Consider the following 22,251-nt stretch of genomic DNA (forward strand, 5'->3'; position numbering starts at 1 on the left):
GCGTGACATGCGATCAAACGCCGCAGAATGCGTCAGGCTGCGACCACAAGGGGGCAGCGACCACGCGGTTGCGTCCCATGCTCTTGGCACCAAGCAGCGCCCGGTCTGCGCGCAGCATGATGATGTTGGCCAGTTCGCCCTGCATCCCGCGGGCAAGGCCGATCGAGGCGGTCACGGCGATCTGGCCGCCGCCAAGAATGGCTGGCAGTTCGACCGGCGCAGCGGCAACGCACCGGCGCAGACCATCGGCGGCTGCCTCGGCGCCGCCGGGTAGGAGGTTTGGTATGGCGATCAGAAACTCCTCGCCGCCGATCCGGGCGAGCAAGGCGGAAGGGGGAAGCACATGCGCGAGGCGGCACGCAACTTCGGTCAGGACGGTGTCGCCGGCGGCATGGCCGTAGGTATCGTTGATGGCCTTGAAGCAGTCGAGATCGACGACCATCACCGCCAGTTCGCCGCGCTCGGCCTCCGCTGCCATCGCTTCGAGGCGCGGCATGGCGAAGCGGCGATTGTGAAGGCCAGTCAGTGGGTCGGTGACCGCCCAGTGCCGTTCCGCCTCAGCGGCGAGGCGGCGGTGGTCGGCTGCCCGCTTGCGCTTGAGTTGCGCGGTGATGCGCAACGCGGCCTCCTCGGCGACCGGACGGTCGCGCAGGGACATGGGCAGTACGTCTCCCGCGCCGAGGTCGAGCGCGACCGGGGCCAACGCGGCCCGCTCGTCACTGAGCGCAATGATGAAGGCCGCGCCGCGAGAGGAAGGCCTGGCGCGCAATTCGGACAACAGCCGCAGGCCATCGCCGGGCAGGGCGAGGTCGGCGGCGATCAGATAGACATCGCCCGGGCGGCCGGCTGCGGCATCGTTCAAGGCGCGCTCGGCCGAACTTGCCTCGATAGAGAACGGACCGTGTCCGCCAAGCGCCTGCTTCCAGCCGATGACCGTGGCGCCATCAGGGGCGACCAGGACCAGCCGGCCTTTCGGCGAGGGCGCGGGGGCAAAGCTTGCCGGCGCCTCTGCGAGACCGAGCGCCGCGAATGCGTCTGGCACCGTTGGTGTGTCCGGGCCGGCAAGGGGCCGGCCGCCACCGGCCATCAGGTTTCGAATCCGGGCGAGCAGCAAAAATTCGTCGACCGGACGCTCTAACACCGCGTCTGCGCCGGCACGCACGGCTGGGAGGCGACCCGAGGCATCGCAAAGGGCAATGACCGGGATTGCGCGGGTCAGGGGATCGGCCGCCAGGCGCCGGAAAAGCTCGATCGCGCCTCCGCCGGGTAGTGCATCGTCGACCAGGAGCAGATCCGGAACCTGGGCCCGCGCCCCCGCCAGCGCCGTGTCGACGTCGGTGGCCACGCAAGTATCATAGCAGGCCGCGGACAGCTTGACCTTCAGCGCGATCCGATTCCTGGATACAGCATCGGCGATGAGAATTGTGCCTGACATTGGGGTCTCGTACCTTGAACAGGTCTCGTGTCTTGGGGTCAGACTGCGCCCAAGTCGTTAACAAATCGTTTCCCGCCCGCGGCGTAGTGCCCGGGACTGGGCGAAAGGCCGCCGATGACCCCCCTCGCTGCGCGCGAACTTGCTGACGATGCTCTGCATTTTGTTGCCACCGATCCTGACCTCGCCGCTGCTCTTCTGGCGGCGTCTGGGGCCGAGGCGGGTGGGCTTAGAAAAATGGCTGTAGAGCCTGAATTTGCCCTGTTCTTGCTTGACTTCCTGCTCGAAAACGACGCCCGCGTTGTTGATTTTGCAACCGCGGCGGGCGTGAAACCAACGGAAGTCATGGCGGCGCGCCAAGCGCTTAGCGGGCCCGAGGACGGCTGGGATTGAGGTTTTCTTAACCCAAGGGTGCTAGCGCTGGGCCAAGGACAGCTCCAGGGCACACAAATGCACGGTCTCATCAACCGCTCGATCGAAAGCTTTCTGCGCGACAGCTATGGAGAGGCTGCGTGGAACAGTGTTGCCGATGCACTGGGGATCGAGCGCGAGGGCTTCGAGCCCTTTCGGCGCTATCCTGACGCGGACACCCATTGCCTCGTCGCGATCGGCGCTCGGGTCTTGGCAAAGCCCGAGGCCGAGTTCCTGGAGGATGTCGGAGCGTGGCTCGCCCGGATAGAGCCGGCGCGACGATTGCTTCGCTTTTCTGGCGCGGATTTTGCCGATTTCGTCCTCGCGCTGGAGGAGTTGCCGGGTCGCGCCCATCTGGTGTTGCCCGATCTCGACATGCCGAGGATCAGCGTGCTGGTGCAGGGTGAGGCGCAGTTCTGTGTCGCCGTCACCCATTCCTTCCCGGAGTGGCGCTGCGTCCTGGCGGGCGTCTTGCGCGCCATGTCGGATGAGTATGGCGCCCTCGCGCTCATCGTGGATGAGGGGGCCTATATCAGTGTCGACGTCTCTGACGACAGCTTCGGCGCGGCGCGCGACTTTGACCTCGGCGCGGGGCCGCGCGCGCACAGGGAGGCGATCTGATGCGCGACGAGGCACTGGATTTCGGGGACGTCGGCAGGCTGATGCCAATGCACCTGCTGATCGACGAGGACGGCTGCATCGTCTCCAGTGGGCCGACCATTCGTAAACTGACCAAGGGCGCCGCCAACCTGACCGACAGCTTCGTAGTTGAGCGCCCGCACCCCGGGGACGGACCGGCCGCGGCTGCGCTGGCCGAGGCTGCGCGCAACGGCGCGCGCGTCTTTCTGCGCCAGATACAGACGCCGTTCACCGTTTTGCGCGGCCACGCCGTGCCGGTTGGCAGGGGACGGCTGCTGGTAAACCTCGGCTTTGGGATCAACCTGCCGCAATCGGTCCGCCAGTTTGACCTCACAGACGCCGACTTTGCCCCCAGCGACCTGGCGATGGAGCTGTTGTTTCTGCACGAGGCCAATGCCGCCGCGACGGGCGCACTGTCGCATTTCAACGCTCGCCTGGACGAGGCTCGCCGCACCGCAGAGGCGGATTCCACCACCGACGCGCTGACAGGGCTCTGCAACCGGCGCGGCCTCGATGCCGCCTTGCTTGGGCTGACACGGACGGCCGACGGGACGGCCACGCGGCGCCAGGGCGATCCTGCCGGTCATGCGGTCATGCACATCGACCTCGACGGTTTCAAGGCGATCAACGACGCCCATGGCCATGCGACGGGCGATCTTTTGCTGCGGCACGTCGCGGCAGTGCTTGTCGAACAGACCCGCAGCAGCGATGTCATCGCGCGTCCTGGCGGAGACGAATTCGTGGTGGTGCTGCCGGGCACGACCTCTATCGCCTCGCTGGATTCTCTGGCGGAACGGATCATCACCCGGATCGAAAAACCGGTCGCCTTGGGCGCGGTCGCGGTTTCCGTCTCGGCCAGCATCGGCATCGCGCTCAGCTGCGACTATCCCGGGGTCGGGCACGAGACGCTGGCGCGCGAGGCGGACGCTGCCCTCTACGCCGCCAAGCGCGCCGGACGCGGCCGGGTCTGCCGCTGCACCGGCTTTGGCGCGGCGACGGTCTTTAAGGGCCCGTGGCGCGAGCGGCCGGTGCTTGCGCTGGCGCATGACAGCCGGGGTGGCGCTTGAGTGGGGTCTGGCTTGCCCCACAATCTACCGCAGTCTTGCCTGAAGGCCTGCGGCATGAGACAGCGCCCCATGCGATCTGGTTTTCCTCTGGCATTCGCGGGGCAGTCCATCGGTTTGCTTGGCGGGTCTTTCGACCCGCCGCACGAAGGCCACGTCGCGATTACCCGTGCTGCGTTGCGCGGCTTTGGGTTGGACCGAGTGTGGTGGCTGGTCTCGCCCGGCAATCCGCTGAAGGCACACGGACCGATGCCGCTGGAGCATCGCATCACTGCGGCGCGCAAACTGCTGCGCGACCCCCGGGTTGTCGTCACCGCCATCGAGGCGCGGCTCGGCACGCGCATGACGGCCGACACCATCGCGGCGTTGCAGAAGCATTACCCGGGGGTCCGGTTCGTCTGGCTGATGGGCAGCGACAATCTGATGCAGTTCGACCGCTGGGACCGCTGGCGCGAGATCGCGGAGCGCGTTCCGATCGGTGTCCTGTCGCGCCCTGGCAGCCAACTGGCCGCACGGAGGGCGCGGGCGGCGCAGATCCTGGCGCCGTGGCGCATCCCCGCTCGGCAGGCCGGCAAACTGGCGCAGATGAGGCCCCCTGCCTGGGCGATACTGGATTTGCCGCGCAACCCTGCCTCCTCAACCGCGCTTCGGGCAGCCGCCCACGGAGTGCCCCCGCTGAGGAGCGGGATCGGCAGAGGCGTTAGCGCTTAAAGTGTGCGATGCCGCGCGCGGGCGCTCAATTCGATGGCGGCGGCGTGCAAGCGGTCGATCTCCAGCTCGCTGCGGATTTCAGCCAGCAGGGCGCCCTCGGTCTCGCCCATGCGGCCGTCGGCGGCAGCGACGTCACAGGCGAGGGCATAGGCGGTGTCGTGCAGACGCTGGGGCAAAGCCTCGCGGATCAGGCCGAAAAAGGCGTCGAGGCCGTCCTCTTCCTCAAAGAGGCTCACGACCGTTTGCGACACCGCCCGCACGCGGTCGGCGTCGTAGTCCGCGAACACCGGGGCGTGGTTCACCATACGCTCGATCGCGACCAGCTCGGACGTGCGCATGCGCGCGTCGGATGCCGATACCGCGACCATCACCGCAACGAGCGCGTCGCAGACCGACAGCGAGGGCAACTCAAGGGACATCGATCTCTCCGGCGGGGATGCAACGGCGCGTGGACCGGCAGATTATTGACGCGCGGCGGGGCTTTCAATATGGCCGGTGTCTGCCCGCACACCGCCGATATTCCCGGAGATCCGCCATGACCCCCTTGCGCGACGCCGCCATGACCTCAAAGGCCTGGCCGTTCGAGGAGGCGCGCCGGGTGCTGAAACGTTATGAAAAACGCGATCCCGAAAAGGGTTACGTGCTGTTCGAAACCGGCTACGGCCCCTCGGGGCTGCCGCATATCGGCACCTTTGGCGAGGTCGCGCGTACGACGATGATCCGGCGCGCGTTCGAGATCATCAGCGACATTCCGACGCGGTTGTTCTGCTTTTCCGACGATCTCGACGGAATGCGCAAGGTGCCCGAAAATGTGCCGCAGCAGGAAATGCTGCGCGAGCATCTGCAATTGCCGCTGACCTCGGTCCCCGATCCGTTCGGCGAGCTCGACAGCTTTGGTGGCCATAACAATGCCATGCTGCGCCGCTTTCTGGACACTTTCGGATTTGAGTACGAATTCATCAGCGCGACCGAATTCTATAAATCGGGCCAATTCGACGCGACGCTGCTGAAAGTGGCCGAGAAATATGACGCCATCATGGAAATCATGCTGGCCAGTCTGCGCGAGGAGCGTCAGCAGACCTATTCCTGCTTCTTGCCGATCAGCCCGCGCACCGGCCGCGTCCTGTACGTGCCGATCAAGCATGTCGACCCCAAGGCCGGCACGGTGACGTTTTACGAAGAGGGGGTGGAGACCACGCTGCCGGTGACAGGCGGCAATGTGAAACTGCAGTGGAAACCTGACTTTGGCGCCCGCTGGGCCGCGCTCGATGTCGATTTCGAGATGTATGGCAAGGATCACAGCACCAACACGCCGATCTACGACGGTATCTGCAAAACCCTCGGCGGCCGCGCGCCGGAGCATTTCAATTACGAATTGTTCCTGGACCAGCACGGCCAGAAGATCAGCAAGTCGAAAGGCAATGGCCTATCGATCGACGAATGGCTGACCTATGCCGCGACCGAGAGCCTGTCGTATTTCATGTACCAAAAGCCCAAAACGGCGAAGCGCATGTATTTCGACGTCATTCCCAAGGCCGTCGACGAATATCATCAGCAATTGCGGGCCTATCCCGACCAGACACCGGAACAGCAGGCGGCCAATCCTGTATTCCATATCCATGGCGGGCAGGTGCCGCCCTCGGACATGGTGGTGCCGTTTTCGATGCTGCTGAACTTGGCGTCGGTTGCCGGCGCCAAGGACAAGGCGGGCCTCTGGGGCTTCATCCAGCGCTATGCGCCCGAGGCGAGCCCGCAGACCCACCCGGGCCTCGATGCTGCCGCGGGTCATGCACTGCGCTATTTCAACGACTTCGTCGCGCCGACCCGCAGCTACCGCGCCCCGACCGAGGCGGAGCGCGCGGCACTGACCGACCTCGCGGCGCGGCTGGGCGAATGGACCGAGCCGGCAGATCCGGAAAAGCTGCAGGAAATGGTCTACGCCGTCGGCCGCGACCACGCCTTCGATTCGATGAAGGACTGGTTCTCGGCCCTGTACCAGGTCCTGCTTGGGGCCGAACAGGGCCCGCGCTTTGGCGGCTTTATCGCGCTTTATGGCCTGGCGGAAACCAAGGCACTGATCGAGCGCGCCCTGGCCGGAGAGTTGACGACAGCGGCTCCGCAGCCCGCCGCCTAAGGCTGCGCATGCGAGGCCCGTCGCAAATTGCCCTGTAGGGCGCGGCACCCCACCCGCGCCCGATGTTGCGCGTTTGGCCGTTGCAGCGCCCTCCTCGGTCAGGCCGCATTAACCATTCGCTGACACTGTGCCCGCAATACGGGGTGACAGCGGCCCCGGCCGGTCAGCAAGGGGAACTGCACATGAACATCGCCATCACGGACGGCATCCAGCTCAGCCCGCCGGGCTTTGCCGCGGGTCTGTCGGTCTGGTCGCGTGAGGATGGCACCGCCGGCAGCGCCACCTGGGCAAACGCGACCAACGCCGCCGTGGTGCCGGCGGACCAGGATTTCGGAACCTGCCTCGAGATATTCAAGCAGGACGACCTCACCAAGCTGCGGTTCATGGCGGAAACGCCGATCCTGCCGGGCACCTATCTGCGCATCAGCGCGCGAGTGAAGGCGGTGGCTGGCATGCTGCCCTCAGTGCGCATCGCCGCCTTTGCCGGCAACGGCGCGCGCCAGCGTGTTACCAACCTCGTCGATACCGGCCCGGCCGCCGCGCTGTCCGGCTATGGCCGCATTGTCGAGGTCAGCGCCATTGTCGGCACCGGCCGGCGCACCGGCGTCAACATGGCCTGGGGTTCGGCCCCGATCTACGGCCACTTTGGCCTCGATCTGTTTGGCGCCAACGGCGGCTCAGTCCGGATCGAGTCGATCAGGATCGAGGATGTCACCTCGGCCTTTCTGCGCACGATGATGGACTGGGTCGACGTGCGCGATTTTGGTGCGGTCGGTGACGGCGTGACCGACGACCGCGCGGCCTTTGCTGCCGCCGACGCCGCCGCACGCGGGCGGCAACTGGTCGTCCCGGCCGGCACCTTTCGCATCGGCAGCGATCTGACGATCAATGCCCCCATCCGATTTCAGGGCAAGCTGGTGATGCCGCGCACCGCGCGCCTCGCCCTCGTCGCCAGCTTCAACTTTCCGACCTACGCCGAGGCATTCGGCGAGGAGACCGAGGGGTTCAAGCGCGCCTTGCAGGCGCTGCTGGGTTATACCGACCACGGCACGCTCGATTTGTGCGGCCGCCGGGTTGACCTTACCGGCCCGATCGACCTCGCTGACGCGGTTCCGGGTGTGACCAATTTTTCCAACCGGCGCGTCATCAGCAACGGCCAGCTTTGCGCCGTGCCCGGCGCTGCCTGGAACACTGGTAGCGTGAGCTCGGTCGCGACATACAACGTCGGCCAGTCCACGCTGCTGACCGGTGTTGCCAATGTCGCGAACATCGAGGTCGGCAGCCTCGTCACTGGCGCCGGCGTCGGACGCGAAGTCTATGTGAAAGAGCGCAATATCGGCGCCGGCACCCTGACCCTCAGCCAGCCGCTGTTTGGCGGGTCCGGCACGCGCACCTATGCTTTCAAGCGTTTCCGCTATATCTTCGACATGTCCGGCATGGCCAAGGTCGACCGCCTGAACTTTGCCGACATCGAGTTCCTGTGCGACGGCGTTGCGAGCGCGGTCATGCTGCCGCCCGCCGGCGAGATGATCCATTTCCGCGACTGCTACGTCGTGCGGTGTCGCGACCGGGGGATCACCTCGATCGGGCGCGGCTGCCAGGACATGCTCGTCGACCGCTGCCAGTTCCTGTCAAACGAGATGGACGAGCTTTGGCAGAACCGCACCAACGTCTGCATCAACGTCAACGCCAACGACACCAAGATCTGCGAGAACCGCTTTGTGCGCTTTCGCCACTTCATGGTCGCCTCGGGCACGGGCCACCTGATCAGTGGCAACCACTGGTTCCAGGGCGATGCGGCCGATCCGGGCGTGCGCGGCGGCGGCCTCGTGATCGCCAACACCACCGTCCAGATAACGGTGACTGCCAATTACATCGACAACAGCAGTATCGAATGGACCAACGAATACGCGCCGCAGCCGACGTTCAACGGTGCGCAATGGTCGTTCGGCGGGCTCGTAGTTACGGGCAACACGTTCCTCTGCTCGCACACGGTGAATTATTTTTCGTTCATCGTGGTCAAACCCTATGGTCCCGGGCACTTCATTCAGGGACTTACGGTGACGAGCAACGTGTTCCTGGCGACAGATCGCAACATCACCCGGGTAGACCGCGTGGATACGACCTACGCGGCGCTCGACAACGGCTGGATGCGCAACATCACCTTCGACGGTAACACCTATAACGGCGTCGACGTGTGGACCAGCAACCCGCTGCTGGTCGAACATAGCCAGGCCACCGCCTCGACCGGCTGGACCGTTCCGACCGCCGACCGCCTGCCATTCAACGGCTGGGCCAAGCAGGCGGATTCGATCATTGCCACCACGGCGATTACCGACAGCGGCAATGCCAGGCTGAATGACATGCCCTATTTGCAGGTCCGACAGGCGAGCGATCAGAAATCGCTGAAGGTCAATTGGTCGAAGGCGGCCAAGGGCAGCATCTCGGTTAGGGTGCGGATGGACAACAAGAATTGACCGCAGACGTGGACTGATCCTGCCTCCGGGCCGCCCGCCGGCCCGGAGGCTTTTGCATGTCAGGCCCGGAGCGCGCCCGCGATCAGATATTTACTTGCTTTTGCGCCTCGCCTTTAGTGGACCCAATCCGCCTCGCGACGCTGGTTGTCGGTCTTGGCGGAATGCGGGACTGCCCCGGAACCGAAGCGGCAGTCGCCGGTGGTCATGAGGGGGGCAGGATGTCGGTTCAGGATGTGCAGAAGGTCAAGATCCCGGCGGGCGCCGAGGCTAGCAGCATCGATCCCGCAGGATACCAGCGGCTCTATTCGGACTCGATCACCGATCCGGATGCGTTCTGGGGACGCGAGGGTCAGCGCCTCGACTGGATCGAGCCCTACACCCGCGTGAAGGATACCGACTTCACTCTGGGCCAGGTCTCGATCAAATGGTTCGAGGACGGCGTTCTGAACGCCTGCGTCAATTGCGTCGACCGACACCTTCCCACTCGCGCCGATCAGACCGCCATCATCTGGGAACCGGATGATCCCTCCGAGCCCGCGCGCCACATCACCTATGCCGAACTCTCGGATCAGGTGAACCGCATGGCCAACGTCCTGCTGAGCCAGGGCGTGATGCGCGGCGACCGGGTGGTGATCTACCTTCCGATGATCCCCGAAGCCGCCTTTGCCATGCTCGCCTGCGCGCGGATCGGGGCGATCCATTCGGTGGTCTTTGCGGGCTTCTCGCCCGATGCCCTGTCGAACCGGATCAACGATTGCGAGGCAAAGCTGGTCATCACGGCCGACACTGCGCCGCGCGGCGGCCGCCGGACGGCGTTGAAAGCGAACACCGATGCCGCGCTGCTGCATTGCAGTGACCGCGTGCGCTGTCTCGTCATAAAGCACACTGGCGATCAGACCACTTGGATCGACGGGCGCGATGTCGACGTGCTGGCCCTGATGCGCGAGGTCAGCCCCGACTGCCCGCCGCGGCCGATGCATGCCGAAGACCCGCTGTTCATCCTTTATACCTCTGGCTCGACCGGGCGGCCCAAAGGGGTGGTGCATTCCACGGGCGGCTACCTGGTCCACGTCGCGATGACCTTCGATACCACCTTCGACTGGCGCGATGGCGAGGTGTTCTGGTGCAGCGCCGATGTCGGCTGGGTCACCGGGCACAGCTATATCGTCTATGGCCCGCTGGCGAACGGCGGCACGTCGCTGATGTTCGAGGGGGTCCCGACCTGGCCCGACGCGGGCCGATTCTGGGCTGTCTGCGACAAGCACAAGGTCACGCATTTCTATACCGCGCCAACCGCCATCCGGGCGCTGATGGGACAGGGGCCGGAGTGGGTCGAGAAATACGATCTGTCCAGCCTGCGCATCCTTGGCACCGTCGGCGAGCCGATCAACCCCGAGGCTTGGCACTGGTATGACACCCATGTCGGCAAAGGCCGCTGTCCGATCGTTGACACTTGGTGGCAGACCGAGACGGGCGGGCACATGCTGACCTCGCTGCCCTATGCCATCGAGGCCAAGCCCGGAAGCGCGACCCTGCCTGTGTTCGGGGTGCGGCCGGTGGTCCTGGATGCCGCGACCGGCGAGGTAATCGAGGGCAACGGCGTCGAGGGCGTCCTGGCCATCTCTGACAGCTGGCCCGGCCAGATGCGGACCCTGTGGGGCGATCACCAACGCTTTGAGGAGGCGTATTTCCAGCAGTATCCCGGCACCTATTTCACCGGCGACGGCTGCCGGCGTGACGAGGACGGCTATTACTGGATCACGGGCCGCGTCGACGACGTCATCAATGTCAGCGGTCACCGCATGGGCACCGCCGAGATCGAAAGCGCGCTGGTCGCCCATGCCAAGGTCGCCGAGGCGGCGGTCGTCGGCTATCCGCATGATCTGAAGGGGCAGGGCATCTATGCCTATGTCACGCTGATGAACGACGTACCCGCCACGGACGAGTTGCGCGCCGAGTTGGAGGGCTGGGTCCGGGCCGAGATCGGGCCAATCGCCCGGCCCGACCTGATCCAGTGGGCGCCCGGCCTGCCCAAGACCCGCAGCGGCAAGATCATGCGCCGGATCCTGCGCAAGATCGCTGAAAACGACTTCGGGGCGCTGGGCGACATCTCGACGCTGGCCGATCCTGCCGTGGTCGAGGAACTGATCGAGAACCGCATGAATCGCGGCTGAGACGGAATTGCCGGCCGCCGGGGGGCGGTCCGGCCAACGCAGGGCCGACCCGGGGCGACAAGCGAACCACCGGGCGGCCCGCAGAGGGGGAGGAGAGACCCATGGACGAGGCGGTGCTTCAACGCATCGTGTCAGACCCGAACTATCAGGCGCTGCGCACGCAACGGCTGAGGTTCGGGTGGACACTCACGATCATCATGATGATCGTCTATTACGGCTTCATCCTGATGATCGCGTTCGGGAAATCCTTCCTGGCAAGGCCGATCGGCAACGGCGTCACGACGCTCGGCATTCCGCTGGGATTCGGCGTCATCATCGTGACCGTCATCCTGACCGCCATCTATGTGCGCCGCGCCAATACCGAGTTCGACGCGCTGGCCGAGCAAGTCCGCCGCGAGGCGCTGCAATGAGGTCGGGGCTCTCTGCACCCGCCCTGGTGACGGCGGCGGCCCTGCTGGCCCTGCCGACCCTGTCCCTCGCCGCCGGCGCTCTCGAGGGCGAGGTGGTCAAGCAGGCGACCAACTGGACCGCCATCGTGATGTTCGGCGCCTTTGTCGTGATGACCCTGGTCATCACGCGCTGGGCCGCGACGCGCACCCGCTCGGCTTCGGACTTCTACACCGCGGGCGGGGGGATCACGGGGTTCCAGAACGGCCTCGCGATTGCCGGTGACTACATGTCCGCGGCCTCGTTCCTTGGGATCTCGGCTGCGGTCATGGCCAACGGCTTTGACGGGCTGATCTACTCGATCGGCTTTCTGGTCGGTTGGCCAATCCTGACCTTCCTGATGGCCGAACGGCTGCGCAACCTGGGCAAGTACACTTTTGCCGATGTCGCCGCCTTCCGCTTCGCGCAGACCCCGGTGCGCATCTTTGCCGCCTGCTCGACGCTGGTTGTGGTGGCTTTCTACCTGATCGCGCAGATGGTGGGCGCCGGTCAGCTGATCCAGTTGCTGTTCGGGCTGGAGTACTGGATGGCGGTCGTCATCGTCGGCGTGCTGATGATGGTCTATGTCCTTTTTGGCGGCATGACCGCGACCACCTGGGTGCAGATCATCAAGGCCTGCATGCTGCTGGGCGGCGCGACCTTCATGGCCTTCATGGTGATGGCCCGGTTTGGTTTCAGCCCCGAGCGCATGTTCGCCGAAGCGGTCCGCATCAAGACCGACATCGCAAGCGCGGCCGGCCAGCCGCCGGCCGAGGCGGCTGCGACCGGACGCTCGGTCATGGCACCCGGCAACTTCATCCACGACCCGATCAGCGCCATCAGCTTTGGCATGGCGCTGATGTTTGGCACCGCCGGCCTGCCGCATATCCTGATGCGCTTTTTCACCGTTCCCAGCGCCCGCGAGGCGCGCAAGTCGGTGATGTGGTCTACCGTCTGGATCGGCTATTTCTATCTGCTGACCTTCATCATCGGCTTTGGCGCGGTCACCTTTGTCCTCAGCAATCCGGACTTTCTGGACGCAAAGGGGGCGCTGCAGGGCGGCAACAACATGGCGGCGGTCCATCTGGCCCATGCGGTTGGCGGGAACGTCTTCCTGGGGTTCATCTCGGCCGTTGCCTTCGCCACCATCCTTGCGGTGGTGGCCGGCCTGACGCTGTCGGGCGCCTCGGCCGTGTCGCATGACCTCTATGCGACGGTGGTCAAGCGCGGCAATCCGGCACCGGGGTCAGAACTGCGCGTCTCGCGCGCGACGACCGTGGCGCTGGGGATCGTGGCGGTGATCCTGGGGATCGTGTTCGAAAAGCAGAACATCGCCTTCATGGTCTCGCTCGCCTTCGCGGTTGCGGCCTCGGCCAACTTCCCGGTGCTGCTGCTGTCTCTGCTTTGGAAGGGGATGACCACGCGCGGCGCGGTGATCGGCGGCTTCCTCGGCCTGATCTCCTCGGTGATCCTGACCGTGCTCTCGCCCTCGGTCTGGGAGGCGACGCTGGGTCATGCCAAGGGCACGGCGCCATTCCCCTATACCTCGCCGGCGCTGTTCTCGATGACGCTGGCGTTCCTGGGGATCTGGCTGTTCTCGGTCACCGACCGCTCGCGGCGGGGCGACGTCGACCGGGCAGGCTACCTCGCGCAGCAGGCCCGCTCGGAAACCGGGATCGGCGCGACCGGCCCCTCGGGTCACTGAGCCGGCAGGCAGGAATTGAGAGGGCGCCCGCGGGCGCCCTTTTCGATTCAGAGCTCGATCTGCGTGCCCGGTAGCACCGAGGGGATCGGTGCGGCCAGCGGCGGCGGGTCGTTGGGCGCAGTCGTATCGGGCGCCATCGGAGCCGGAGGCGTGGTCGGCTGGACCGTTCCAGGAGGCGAGGTTGCCGGCGGCGTTGTGCCGGGCGTGTCCTGCGGCGTCGTCAGATCGCGCAACGCGTTGCTGGCCGGCGGCGGCGGGGCATCGGCGCGACGGCGGATCAGGATGTCGCCATTCGGCAGCCGCTCGGGTGTCTGGTAGTTGTGGATGTCATCAACCAGCGAGCCGAGGTCCTCCAGCGCGGGGCCGAACTTGTTGGCAACGCCATCAAGGCCGCGCGCCATCTCCTCGAAAGTCGGCTGCATCTCGGTCAGCAGGTTGTCGAGAAGGATCCCAGCGCCGCGTTCGATCAGATCGGCGCCAGCCTCGGGCGGGGCCGGGGTCGGCGAGGGCGCCTGTATCCGCACCTGGGGCGGTGGCGGGGCAGTCTGTTGCCAGCCCGGCGCCGGCACGACGATGATCGGCGGCTGCGGGGCGGGAACGCGAACGGGCGGGGTCGCCTGGACCGGGGGTAGCGGCACCGCGAGCGGATCGAACTGCTGCGCCGGCGCGAGTGGTACCACCCGTTCGGCCAAAGCCAGGCCTGGCAGAACAAGGGCGCTGAGCGAGGAGATCAGCAGCGGGCGAAGGTTGAAGAGACGCATGGCGCGGCCTTTCATAGGGGCGCAACGGAGGGCGCGAACGAGGGGCGCAGGCAACGAGGGAAACCCGCCGCGCCGCGCCCGGTTCCGCTGCTAGACACTCGGATGGCGGGCCTGAAAGGCCTGCCACGCTGCGTTGATGCGGCGGGTGCGGGCCTCGGCCAGGCGCACGGCCTCGGGCGGCAGGCCGCGGGCGATGGCGCGGTCGGGATGCGCCTCGAGGATCAGGGCGCGATATTTCTGGCGTGCCGCCGCCATCGGCGTGTCCGGAGCGATGCCCAGAACGGTGCAAGGGGCGCAGCCGGCCGGGTCGTGGCGTTCGATGATGGCTTTGACCACGGCGGCGGGCAGGCCGAAGATCTCGCCGACCTGGGCGATGAAGCCGCGCTCGGCCGGGCCGACATTGCCGTCGGCGGCGGCGATGATGGCCAGCCCCTCGATCACGTCGGTCAGGACCGGATCACCAGGCTCGAACAGGCGCACGAGGCGGTTGGCCCAAGCGTCAAATCCCGCCGGGGTCTGGCGGGCCAGATCGAAAAGGCGCGCGGCGTTCTTTTCCTCGGCGCGGGGGATGACGAAGATTCGGCGGAAGGCGGCGACCTCCGAACGCTTCACCTCGCCATCGACCTTGGCGAGTTTGGCCCCGAGGGCAATGACAGCAATCGAGAAGGCGACCGAGCGTTCGGGCGGCAGCGCGGGGTCGGCGCGGCCGATGAAGGCCGCGACGCGGTCGGCCAGACGTCCCCAGAAGCCGCGTTGGGGCGGCAGTCGCGGGACAGTCGAAAAGGGGCCAGGCTGATCGAGCATGTCCCCAGCCTAAGCCGCGGGGCGGCGGCTGGCCAGCCGCCCGAGGCACCCCCGCGCGCGGCAGACCGTCGCGTCACGCGGATCGACGCGTGCGACGCGCGGATCTGCGCCATTTCGTGACGCAACGTCATTTGACGGCTTCCCATCTCGGGCCAAACATGCCCGAATACTCCTCAGGGTTGCAGAGGGGGAGACCATGAACCGTTTTCTGGGATGTGTTGGCGCCGGGCTGCTGATTGCTGCCGGGCCCGCCTGGGCGGATTTGCCGTCGTCGGCAACGCATGAGGCGATGGACGTGCCCGGTCTGGAAAAGCCAGCCGAAATCATCGTCGACCAATGGGGCGTGCCGCATATCTATGCCGGCACCGACCGCGATGCGCTGTTCCTACAAGGCTACAATGCCGCCCGCGACCGGCTGTGGCAGATCGACCTGTGGCGCAAGCGCGGCCTGGGCAAGCTGTCGGAGAGCTTTGGTGACGCCTTCGTCGCGCAGGACCGCGCCGCGCGCATGTTCCTTTATCGCGGCGACATCGAGGCGGAATGGGCCGCTTATGGCCCGAACGGCAAAGCATATGCCGCTGCTTTCGTCGACGGCGTGAACGCCTATGTTCAGCAGGTCCTGGATGGCGATCGGCCCATGCCGGTCGAGTTCGGGCTGACAGGCTCTAAACCCTCGATTTGGGAGCCTGAGGACGTGGTGCGCATTCGCAGCCATGGCCTGACCCGGAACGCCGCCTCGGAGGTTGACCGCGCGCGGATCACCTGCGGCAAGGACATCGAGGCCGACCGTCTGCGCCAGAAGCTGGAGCCGGAATGGACCCCCATGGTGCCCGAGGGCCTCGATCCCTGCTCGATCCCCGAGGATGTCTTGAAGGATTACGAACTGGCGACCCAGAACGTGAAGTTCGAGGTTCCGAAGGCGGATGGGGCGGCTGCGCCGGCTGGAGCGGAAGCCGCGAGCGGCTCGGCCGCGCCGGCCGCAGGCGCGACCTCCGGAACCGAGGCTGCGGCGCCAGCGGCCGCACCGGCCGATCCGGCTGCGGCAACGCCCGCCGACGCGACTGCGACCCCGACGGCGGAGCCTGCTGCGGGCGAGACGCCCGCCAACGATACCGCCGTGCCCAACGATGATGCGGCAGCCGCGCCCGAGCCGGCCGACGCACCCGCAGATGCTGCGACTGACGCATCGGCCAGTGGCGGTACTGATACCGTCCCCGGCGCAGCTGACGCGCCGGCCGGAGCCGCGGCTGATGCCCCAGCCGACGCGCCGGCCGACACCTCCGCGGACGCCCCGGCCGAGCCCGCCGCGCCTGCGGCATCAGACCCAGCGGCGTCGCCCCTGGTCCCCGCGGCCCCGGACCCTGCGGCTCCTGCGAGCCACGAGAACGGCCAGTCCTCGGGCGACAAGCAATCCGCCCTGAAGCCGGCCGATTTCCTGCGCGAGGTCGCGGCCGAGGTTCACGAGATTGGCTCGAACAACTGGACCATCGCCCCCTCACGCACGGCGACGGGCCGCCCGATACTCGCGAACGACCCGCACCGCGCGCATGGCGTGCCGTCGCTGCGTTATGTCGTGCATCTGAACTCGCCGGGCATGTCCGTCATTGGCGCGGGCGAGCCGGCACTGCCCGGCATCTCGATCGGGCATAATGACAAGATCGGCTTTGGCCTGACGATCTTTGCGGTCGATCAGGAGGATATCTTTGTCTACGAGCTGAACCCCGACAACCCCGACCAATACCGCTACAACGGCGAGTGGGTCGACATGGAGGTCGTGCGCGACACCATCCCGGTGCGGGATGGCGAGGCGCAGGAAGTCGAGATGCGGTTCACCCGGCACGGCCCGGTGCTGAAGGTCGACGCCGAGAACAACCGCGCATTCGCCTTCCGCAGCGTCTGGTTCGAGCCGGGCACCTCGGCCTATTTCGGCTCGGTCGACTATATGGGCGCCAAGAATTGGGACGAATTCCGCACGGCGATGGCACGCTTTTCGGCCCCGTCCGAGAACCAGGTCTATGCGGACACCGATGGCAACATCGGCTGGATCGTCGGGGCGATGTCGCCGTTGCGCAAGAACTGGGACGGGCTGCTGCCGGTGCCGGGCGATGGTCGGTACGAGTGGGGCTTCCTCGAACGTTCGGAACTGCCCTCGGTCTACAATCCCGAGGCCGGGTATTTCGCCACGGCCAACCAGATGAACCTGCCCGAGGGCTATCCCTACAAGGAGAACAAGGTCGGGTTCGAATGGTCCGATCCGGCGCGGTTCAACCGCATTACCGAGGTGCTGTCGGCCAATGACAAGGTCACGCTGGCCGATTCGATGGCGCTGCAGAATGACGACAACAGTCTGATGCAGCGGCGGCTGGTCGCGCTCTACAAGGGCGTGAACTTGCCGGAGACAGCGCCGCAGGCCGAGCGCGATGCGCTGGCGCTGATCCAGGGGTGGGATGGCGTGACGGCGGCTGACAGCGGCGCGGCCGCGGTGGGCGAGGTGCTGTTGAGCAAGCATCTGGTCCCGACAGCAGCGCCCCGCGTGCTGGACGCGCCGCTGGCCGAACTGCTGGGCAGGGGCGCGATCACGCCGATCATGGACCTGATGGAGGCGCCGGATGATCGTCTCGGGTCGGACCCCGCGGCGGCACGCGACGAGATCCTCGCCAAGGCGCTGAGCGGGGCGGTCACCGAAACGACCGAGCTGTTGGGCGAGGACCAGGCCAACTGGCAGTGGGGGGACATCCACAAGGGCAAGTTCACCAGTTCGGTCGCGGGTTTGGCGCGGCCGGGGCGGGCGAGCCAGCTGAACGTCGGGCCGCTGTCGATGGGCGGGTCGGCCTACAGTCCCCGCGCGGCCAGCTATAACGACAAGTTCGAGGTCACCTCGGGCGCGTCGTTCCGCATGGTCCTGGATGTCGGCAACTGGGACGCCAGCCGGTTCGTCAACACCCCGGGCCAGTCCGGCGATCCGATGAGCGCGCATTATCGCGACCTGGCGCCGCTGTGGGCCGCGGGCGATTACGCGCCGCTGGTCTATTCGCGCGAGGCAGTCGAGGCCGCGGCCGAGCATGTGATCGAGCTGAAGCCCGCGTCCTAAACTGCCGCCTGGCCGCGGAGCGGGAAATTCCTGGAAAGCCGGCAGGGAGACCTCTGCCGGCTTTCGCTTTGTTGGATGGAGAGTCGGCACGCGATGGTCGAGTGTTCGATCGGTCTATTCAGCGTGCCCCTTTAGGCCTCGTCACGGAGTGTGTGCGTGATGACAGTCGATGGACTTCCCGATTCCCGCAGGTCGCGTCGGCGTTGCTGGGCGAGATCCAGACGGTGTTGCGGGGGTGTTGCGCGCCGTGGCGCCAGTAAACGCTGGGAAACAAGCGGTTAACCGTGCGCCCTCGGGCCGCCAGATTGACTTGGCGAACGGTGCGGGGTACAACAACGACATGCTGGGAGAGGTGGGCAAGCGGCCGGGTCGGGAACGACCGACGGGCCGTTTTTTCATGTCTCGCGCCTGTGCGGACGGGCCCTGAGGCAGGACAACCAAAGAATGACAGTGATGTGCAACCGTGGCCTTCAGGCTGCGGACGGACCCTATGTGCCGGGACAAGGCCAAGGGTCAAAGGATGGCGAGGCGGTCCGCATCAGTCCGGAATCGGGCTGCGCCGGAGGGACCGAGGACGTCGACCTGGAGGACGTGATCCGTCAGGCATTCGGAACGGTCGGCGGCCTGTTCAACAGCTGCGCCGACAAGATGCAGGCGATGAATGACCGGTTCGACCGGGGCGAGCTCGACGACCTGAAGGACGCGGTCAAGCTGGCGCGCGAAATGCGCGGCGCAACCCTCGTCATGATCGAGGAGAGGAATCGCATTGAAAAACTTCGCAAGGATGTTGCCGGGGGATGCGGCGGCGCAGGCGCCCTCGACCTTGACGCAGCACGAGAGGAAATCGGGCGCAGGCTGGCTTGCCTGCGCCGCGCCGCAGGAGGTTGACGCCTTCCTCGGCGGGCTGAGCGACAATGCCCTGGCGGCATTGCCCTGGCTGTTCGAATTCTGGGCGCTGCCGCACCAGTTGCCCCCCGAGGGCGACTGGAAATCCTGGGTCATCATGGGCGGGCGCGGGGCGGGCAAGACCCGCGCCGGCTCGGAATGGGTGCGGCGCATGGTCGAGGGCACCACGGCCACGGCCCTCGGCGCGGCCCGGCGCGTCGCGCTGATTGGCGAGACCATGGACCAGGCCCGCGAGGTGATGATTTTTGGCGAGAGCGGCATCCTGGCATGTTCGCCCCCAGACCGGCGGCCGGTCTGGGAGGCGACGCGCCACCGCCTGGTATGGGCCAATGGCGCCACCGCCTCGGTGTATTCGGCGCATGAGCCGGAGGCCCTGCGCGGCCCTCAGTTCGATGCCGCCTGGGTCGACGAGCTGGCCAAGTGGAAAAAGGCCGAGGATACTTGGGATATGCTGCAGTTCGCGTTGCGGCTGGGCAGCCATCCCCAGCAGGTCATCACCACCACGCCGCGCAATGTCGCCGTGTTGAAGCGGATCCTGGGCAATGCCTCAACCGTAACGACCCATGCGCCGACCGACGCCAACCGCGCCTATTTGGCGGAGAGTTTTCTGGCCGAGGTCGAGACCCGCTATGGCGGCACGCGCCTTGGCCGGCAGGAACTGGACGGCGCGCTGCTCGACGATGTCGAGGGCGCGCTGTGGACCCAGGCGATGCTGGAGGGCTGCCGCGTCGCGCGGCCGCAGAAGCTGTCGCGGATCGTGGTCGCGGTCGATCCGGCCGTCACCGGCGGCAAGGCCAGCGATGAATGCGGCATCATCGTCGCCGGCGTCGTAGCCGAAGGCGATCCTTCGCAATGGCGGGCCTATGTGCTGCAGGACGCGACCGTAAGGGGCGGCCCGACCGACTGGGCGCGGGCGGCGATTGCCGCCGTCGACCGGCACCGGGCCGAGCGGCTGGTGGCCGAGGTGAACCAAGGCGGCGATCTGGTCGAGAGCGTCATCCGGCAGGTCGATCCGCTGGTCCCGTTTCGGGGCCTTCGCGCGGGTCGCGGCAAAGGCCTGCGGGCCGAGCCGGTTGCCGCCCTCTACGAGCAGGGGCGGATCAAGCATGTCGCGGGGGGCCGGTTCGGCGCGCTCGAGGATCAGATGTGCCAGATGACGGTCCGAGGCTTTGAGGGGCAGGGGAGCCCCGACCGGGTCGATGCGCTGGTCTGGGCGATCCACGAGCTGATGATCGAGCCGGCCCAGGGCTGGCGCCGGCCGCAGGTGCGGATGCTTTAGCAAGGTCGGAGTCTGCGGACCGCTGACGTGGCGGAGACAAGGAAGGGCTGGCGATCCGCCGGCCCTTTTGCTTTTTGTGATGGAGGACGCGAGATGGCGTTGCGACTGTTTGGCCGGGGCGGCGCGCCCGAGCCTGCCGCGCCCGCCCCGGTCGTGGAGCGCAAAAGCTCTGCAACCGGGCGGGTCGTGGCCTTGGCGTCTGGATCGGGCCGCGTGGCGTGGTCCCCGCGCGACACTGCCAGCCTGACGCGGGCCGGTTTCACGAACAACCCGGTCGGCTTCCGCACCGTCAAGCTGATCGCCGAAGCCGCGGCCGCCGTGCCTTTGGTCTGCCAGGACGCGGACCGGCGCTACGAGGTGCATCCGGTCCTCGACCTTCTGCGTCGTCCGAACCTGGGGCAGGGCCGGGCCGAGCTGTTCGAGGCGCTTTACGGCCAGTTGCTGCTTACCGGGAACGGCTATCTGGAGGCCGTCGGCGAAAACGACGGCGGCCTGCCGGACGAGCTGCACGTCCTGCGTGCGGACCGGATGGCGCTGGTGCCCGGCGAGGACGGCTGGCCTGTCGCGTTCGAGTATCAGGTCGGCGGTCGCAAGACCCGGTTCGACATGACCGGCAGCCCCGATCCGATCTGCCACATCAAGGCGTTCCACCCGCAAGACGATCACTACGGGCTGTCGCCAATGCAGGCGGCAGGCGTGGCGGTGGACGTTCACAACAGTGCCTCGGCCTGGTCTAAGGCGCTGCTGGACAATGCCGCGCGGCCGTCGGGCGCGATGGTCTACAAGGGGGCCGACGGGCAGGGGGTCATGTCCCCCGAGCAGTTCGAGCGCCTGCAGTCCGAGATCGAGATGCACCATCAGGGCGCGCGCAACGCGGGCCGTCCGATGCTGCTGGAGGGCGGGCTCGACTGGAAGCCGATGGGGTTCAGTCCCAGCGACATGGAGTTTCACCAGACCAAGGACGCCGCCGCGCGCGAGATCGCGCTGGCTTTTGGCGTGCCGCCGATGCTGCTGGGGATACCGGGCGATCTGACCTATGCCAATTACGCCGAGGCCAACCGCGCCTTTTATCGCCTGACGGTCCTACCGCTGGCGACGCGGGTGTCGGCCGCAGTCGCGTGGTGGCTGTCCGAACATCTGGGCGCCGAGGTCGATCTGAAGCCCGACCTGGACCAGATCCCGGCGCTTTCGGACGAGCGTGACCAGCACTGGCGCCGGGTTGCCGCGGCGGATTTTCTGACGCCGGCCGAAAAGCGCGCCGCCTTGGGTCTGCCGCCGCTGGCGCCGGACCTGCTGCCGACGGCCGAGGGCTGAGGCCGTGGATGGGGGCGGACAGATGCCGCACCGCATGCCCGATTGGCGCGACCACCGCTTTGACACGCAGGAGCGGATCATGGCGCTGCAGTTCGGCCAGGTCGAAAAACGGCTGGAGCGCATCGAATACCTTATGGGCGCGCTGGAAAAACGGCTGTGGGTCACGGTTTACGGTGTGGTTGCCGTGATCCTGACCCAAGCCGTCCAGTCGATCCTGACCTATGTGCCGAAAGGGGGCTGATGGTGGAGACTGGCGATAGGCTGAATGCCTGGGGGCTGGAGACGAAATACGCGGCAGGCGTGGCCTGCCCGGTGATGACCGACGGCGCCACCATCGAGGGCTATGCCAGCCTTTTCGGCATTCCCGACCAGGGCGGTGACGTGGTGCAGCCCGGCGCCTACAAGGCAGGGCTGAGGCGGCTCTCTGGCAAGGGCGGGCGCGTGCGGATGCTGTGGCAGCATGATGCCACCGCCCCGATTGGCGTCTGGGAGGAAATCCGCGAAGACGAGCGCGGGCTGTGGGTCAAGGGCCGGCTGCTGACCGAGGTTGCACGGGCCCGCGAGGCCGCCGCGCTGATCGCGGCCGGGGCCATCGATGGGCTATCGATCGGATACCGCACGATCAGCGCCGAGCGCGACCAGAAGGGTCGCCGGGCGCTCACCGAGGTCGAGCTGTGGGAGGTCTCGCTGGTGACTTTCCCGATGTTGCCGGACGCGAAACTCGCGGCGGCGGTCCGGCCGGAGGATGCAAAATCTGCCGCTACCGTTGGCCCGGGTGCTCTGGCCAACCTGTTCATGCGCGCCGCAACGATGCTGCGCGCCGACTGAGACCGGGGAGGGGCGCGCAGCCGCGCCGCCCGTCCCGGACCTGCGTGACGCCGCGGCCCCAGTCGCCGGCGAATGCAACTTTCCGACAAGGAGAT

Annotated in this window: 19 protein-coding genes; 15 read left to right on the top strand and 4 right to left on the bottom strand. The window is 66.8% G+C overall.

Features of this window, described 5'->3' with window-relative positions:
- Positions 1 to 13: 13 nt before the first annotated feature.
- Complete coding sequence (locus DRW48_RS10865) at positions 14 to 1,435, bottom strand: diguanylate cyclase domain-containing protein (protein ID WP_114076449.1); 1,422 nt, start codon at positions 1,433 to 1,435, stop codon at positions 14 to 16.
- A 114-nt stretch (positions 1,436 to 1,549) separates the two neighbouring features.
- On the opposite strand from DRW48_RS10865, the gene DRW48_RS10870 reads away from it, so the two are divergent.
- The 4 genes from DRW48_RS10870 (at position 1,550) to DRW48_RS10885 (ending at position 4,257) form a co-directional block, all read left to right on the top strand.
- On the top strand, positions 1,550 to 1,825 hold the full coding sequence (locus DRW48_RS10870; RefSeq protein ID WP_114076450.1) for a DUF3572 family protein: 276 nt from the start codon (positions 1,550 to 1,552) through the stop codon (positions 1,823 to 1,825).
- Between the two features lie 57 nt (positions 1,826 to 1,882).
- Positions 1,883 to 2,464 carry a heme NO-binding domain-containing protein gene (locus DRW48_RS10875; RefSeq protein WP_114076451.1) on the top strand — a complete coding sequence of 194 codons (582 nt, stop codon included), beginning with the start codon at positions 1,883 to 1,885 and terminating at the stop codon, positions 2,462 to 2,464.
- The gene (locus DRW48_RS10880; protein ID WP_114076452.1) at positions 2,464 to 3,549 is read left to right on the top strand and encodes a GGDEF domain-containing protein; all 1,086 of its coding nucleotides are present in this window, start codon (positions 2,464 to 2,466) and stop codon (positions 3,547 to 3,549) included. The genes DRW48_RS10875 and DRW48_RS10880 overlap by 1 nt, the downstream gene beginning before the upstream one ends.
- 69 nt (positions 3,550 to 3,618) lie before the next feature.
- Positions 3,619 to 4,257, top strand: a complete 639-nt coding sequence (locus DRW48_RS10885) for a nicotinate-nucleotide adenylyltransferase (RefSeq protein WP_114076453.1) — start codon at positions 3,619 to 3,621, stop codon at positions 4,255 to 4,257.
- Here DRW48_RS10885 and DRW48_RS10890 read toward each other — a convergent pair.
- Positions 4,254 to 4,676 (bottom strand): tellurite resistance TerB family protein, encoded by a 423-nt coding sequence (locus DRW48_RS10890; RefSeq protein WP_114076454.1) that lies wholly within the window; start codon positions 4,674 to 4,676, stop codon positions 4,254 to 4,256. The genes DRW48_RS10885 and DRW48_RS10890 overlap by 4 nt on opposite strands.
- Before the next feature lie 116 nt (positions 4,677 to 4,792).
- On the opposite strand from DRW48_RS10890, the gene DRW48_RS10895 reads away from it, so the two are divergent.
- From DRW48_RS10895 to DRW48_RS10915, 5 genes are all read left to right on the top strand, one after another.
- On the top strand, positions 4,793 to 6,391 hold the full coding sequence (locus DRW48_RS10895; RefSeq protein ID WP_114076455.1) for a lysine--tRNA ligase: 1,599 nt from the start codon (positions 4,793 to 4,795) through the stop codon (positions 6,389 to 6,391).
- Positions 6,392 to 6,573: 182 nt separating this feature from the next.
- Entirely contained in the window at positions 6,574 to 8,868 is a 2,295-nt protein-coding gene (locus DRW48_RS10900) for a glycosyl hydrolase family 28-related protein (RefSeq protein ID WP_114076456.1), read from the top strand.
- Between the two features lie 218 nt (positions 8,869 to 9,086).
- The gene (acs, locus tag DRW48_RS10905) at positions 9,087 to 11,042 is read left to right on the top strand and encodes an acetate--CoA ligase (RefSeq protein WP_114076457.1); all 1,956 of its coding nucleotides are present in this window, start codon (positions 9,087 to 9,089) and stop codon (positions 11,040 to 11,042) included.
- Between the two features lie 101 nt (positions 11,043 to 11,143).
- Positions 11,144 to 11,452, top strand: a complete 309-nt coding sequence (locus DRW48_RS10910; RefSeq protein ID WP_114076458.1) for a DUF485 domain-containing protein — start codon at positions 11,144 to 11,146, stop codon at positions 11,450 to 11,452.
- Entirely contained in the window at positions 11,449 to 13,173 is a 1,725-nt protein-coding gene (locus DRW48_RS10915) for a cation acetate symporter (protein ID WP_114076459.1), read from the top strand. Before DRW48_RS10910 ends, DRW48_RS10915 begins: the two co-directional genes overlap by 4 nt.
- Before the next feature lie 47 nt (positions 13,174 to 13,220).
- On the opposite strand, the gene DRW48_RS10920 is transcribed toward DRW48_RS10915, so the two are convergent.
- On the bottom strand, positions 13,221 to 13,934 hold the full coding sequence (locus DRW48_RS10920) for a hypothetical protein (protein ID WP_162784644.1): 714 nt from the start codon (positions 13,932 to 13,934) through the stop codon (positions 13,221 to 13,223).
- Between the two features lie 90 nt (positions 13,935 to 14,024).
- A complete protein-coding gene (locus DRW48_RS10925) occupies positions 14,025 to 14,738 on the bottom strand; it encodes a J domain-containing protein (RefSeq protein ID WP_114076461.1) in 714 nt (237 codons plus the stop codon).
- A 196-nt stretch (positions 14,739 to 14,934) separates the two neighbouring features.
- Between DRW48_RS10925 and DRW48_RS10930 the strand changes: the two genes are divergently transcribed.
- The 6 genes from DRW48_RS10930 (at position 14,935) to DRW48_RS10955 (ending at position 22,156) form a co-directional block, all read left to right on the top strand.
- On the top strand, positions 14,935 to 17,829 hold the full coding sequence (locus tag DRW48_RS10930; RefSeq protein WP_114076462.1) for a penicillin acylase family protein: 2,895 nt from the start codon (positions 14,935 to 14,937) through the stop codon (positions 17,827 to 17,829).
- Between the two features lie 444 nt (positions 17,830 to 18,273).
- Positions 18,274 to 18,717, top strand: a complete 444-nt coding sequence (locus DRW48_RS10935; RefSeq protein WP_114076463.1) for a permease — start codon at positions 18,274 to 18,276, stop codon at positions 18,715 to 18,717.
- A complete protein-coding gene (locus DRW48_RS10940; protein WP_114076464.1) occupies positions 18,614 to 20,014 on the top strand; it encodes a DNA-packaging protein in 1,401 nt (466 codons plus the stop codon). The genes DRW48_RS10935 and DRW48_RS10940 overlap by 104 nt, the downstream gene beginning before the upstream one ends.
- A gap of 93 nt (positions 20,015 to 20,107) precedes the next feature.
- Positions 20,108 to 21,328 (top strand): phage portal protein, encoded by a 1,221-nt coding sequence (locus DRW48_RS10945; RefSeq protein WP_114076465.1) that lies wholly within the window; start codon positions 20,108 to 20,110, stop codon positions 21,326 to 21,328.
- 34 nt (positions 21,329 to 21,362) lie between these two features.
- The gene (locus tag DRW48_RS10950) at positions 21,363 to 21,569 is read left to right on the top strand and encodes a GTA head formation protein, RCAP_rcc01685 family (RefSeq protein ID WP_241963247.1); all 207 of its coding nucleotides are present in this window, start codon (positions 21,363 to 21,365) and stop codon (positions 21,567 to 21,569) included.
- Positions 21,569 to 22,156, top strand: a complete 588-nt coding sequence (locus tag DRW48_RS10955; protein WP_199286086.1) for an HK97 family phage prohead protease — start codon at positions 21,569 to 21,571, stop codon at positions 22,154 to 22,156. The genes DRW48_RS10950 and DRW48_RS10955 overlap by 1 nt, the downstream gene beginning before the upstream one ends.
- Positions 22,157 to 22,251 lie beyond the last annotated feature (95 nt).

Origin of the sequence: Paracoccus suum (assembly GCF_003324675.1) — a bacterium.
GTDB lineage: Bacteria > Pseudomonadota > Alphaproteobacteria > Rhodobacterales > Rhodobacteraceae > Paracoccus > Paracoccus suum.

Excerpts from the sequence above, each read along its gene's own strand:
- DRW48_RS10865 (WP_114076449.1), bottom strand. The coding sequence starts at position 1,435 with ATGTCAGGCACAATTCTCATCGCCGATGCTGTATCCAGGAATCGGATC.
- DRW48_RS10870 (WP_114076450.1), top strand. The coding sequence starts at position 1,550 with ATGACCCCCCTCGCTGCGCGCGAACTTGCTGACGATGCTCTGCATTTT.
- DRW48_RS10875 (WP_114076451.1), top strand. The coding sequence starts at position 1,883 with ATGCACGGTCTCATCAACCGCTCGATCGAAAGCTTTCTGCGCGACAGC.
- DRW48_RS10880 (WP_114076452.1), top strand. The coding sequence starts at position 2,464 with ATGCGCGACGAGGCACTGGATTTCGGGGACGTCGGCAGGCTGATGCCA.
- DRW48_RS10885 (WP_114076453.1), top strand. The coding sequence starts at position 3,619 with ATGCGATCTGGTTTTCCTCTGGCATTCGCGGGGCAGTCCATCGGTTTG.
- DRW48_RS10890 (WP_114076454.1), bottom strand. The coding sequence starts at position 4,676 with ATGTCCCTTGAGTTGCCCTCGCTGTCGGTCTGCGACGCGCTCGTTGCG.
- DRW48_RS10895 (WP_114076455.1), top strand. The coding sequence starts at position 4,793 with ATGACCCCCTTGCGCGACGCCGCCATGACCTCAAAGGCCTGGCCGTTC.
- DRW48_RS10900 (WP_114076456.1), top strand. The coding sequence starts at position 6,574 with ATGAACATCGCCATCACGGACGGCATCCAGCTCAGCCCGCCGGGCTTT.
- acs (WP_114076457.1), top strand. The coding sequence starts at position 9,087 with ATGTCGGTTCAGGATGTGCAGAAGGTCAAGATCCCGGCGGGCGCCGAG.
- DRW48_RS10910 (WP_114076458.1), top strand. The coding sequence starts at position 11,144 with ATGGACGAGGCGGTGCTTCAACGCATCGTGTCAGACCCGAACTATCAG.
- DRW48_RS10915 (WP_114076459.1), top strand. The coding sequence starts at position 11,449 with ATGAGGTCGGGGCTCTCTGCACCCGCCCTGGTGACGGCGGCGGCCCTG.
- DRW48_RS10920 (WP_162784644.1), bottom strand. The coding sequence starts at position 13,934 with ATGCGTCTCTTCAACCTTCGCCCGCTGCTGATCTCCTCGCTCAGCGCC.
- DRW48_RS10925 (WP_114076461.1), bottom strand. The coding sequence starts at position 14,738 with ATGCTCGATCAGCCTGGCCCCTTTTCGACTGTCCCGCGACTGCCGCCC.
- DRW48_RS10930 (WP_114076462.1), top strand. The coding sequence starts at position 14,935 with ATGAACCGTTTTCTGGGATGTGTTGGCGCCGGGCTGCTGATTGCTGCC.
- DRW48_RS10935 (WP_114076463.1), top strand. The coding sequence starts at position 18,274 with ATGACAGTGATGTGCAACCGTGGCCTTCAGGCTGCGGACGGACCCTAT.
- DRW48_RS10940 (WP_114076464.1), top strand. The coding sequence starts at position 18,614 with ATGTTGCCGGGGGATGCGGCGGCGCAGGCGCCCTCGACCTTGACGCAG.
- DRW48_RS10945 (WP_114076465.1), top strand. The coding sequence starts at position 20,108 with ATGGCGTTGCGACTGTTTGGCCGGGGCGGCGCGCCCGAGCCTGCCGCG.
- DRW48_RS10950 (WP_241963247.1), top strand. The coding sequence starts at position 21,363 with ATGCCCGATTGGCGCGACCACCGCTTTGACACGCAGGAGCGGATCATG.
- DRW48_RS10955 (WP_199286086.1), top strand. The coding sequence starts at position 21,569 with ATGGTGGAGACTGGCGATAGGCTGAATGCCTGGGGGCTGGAGACGAAA.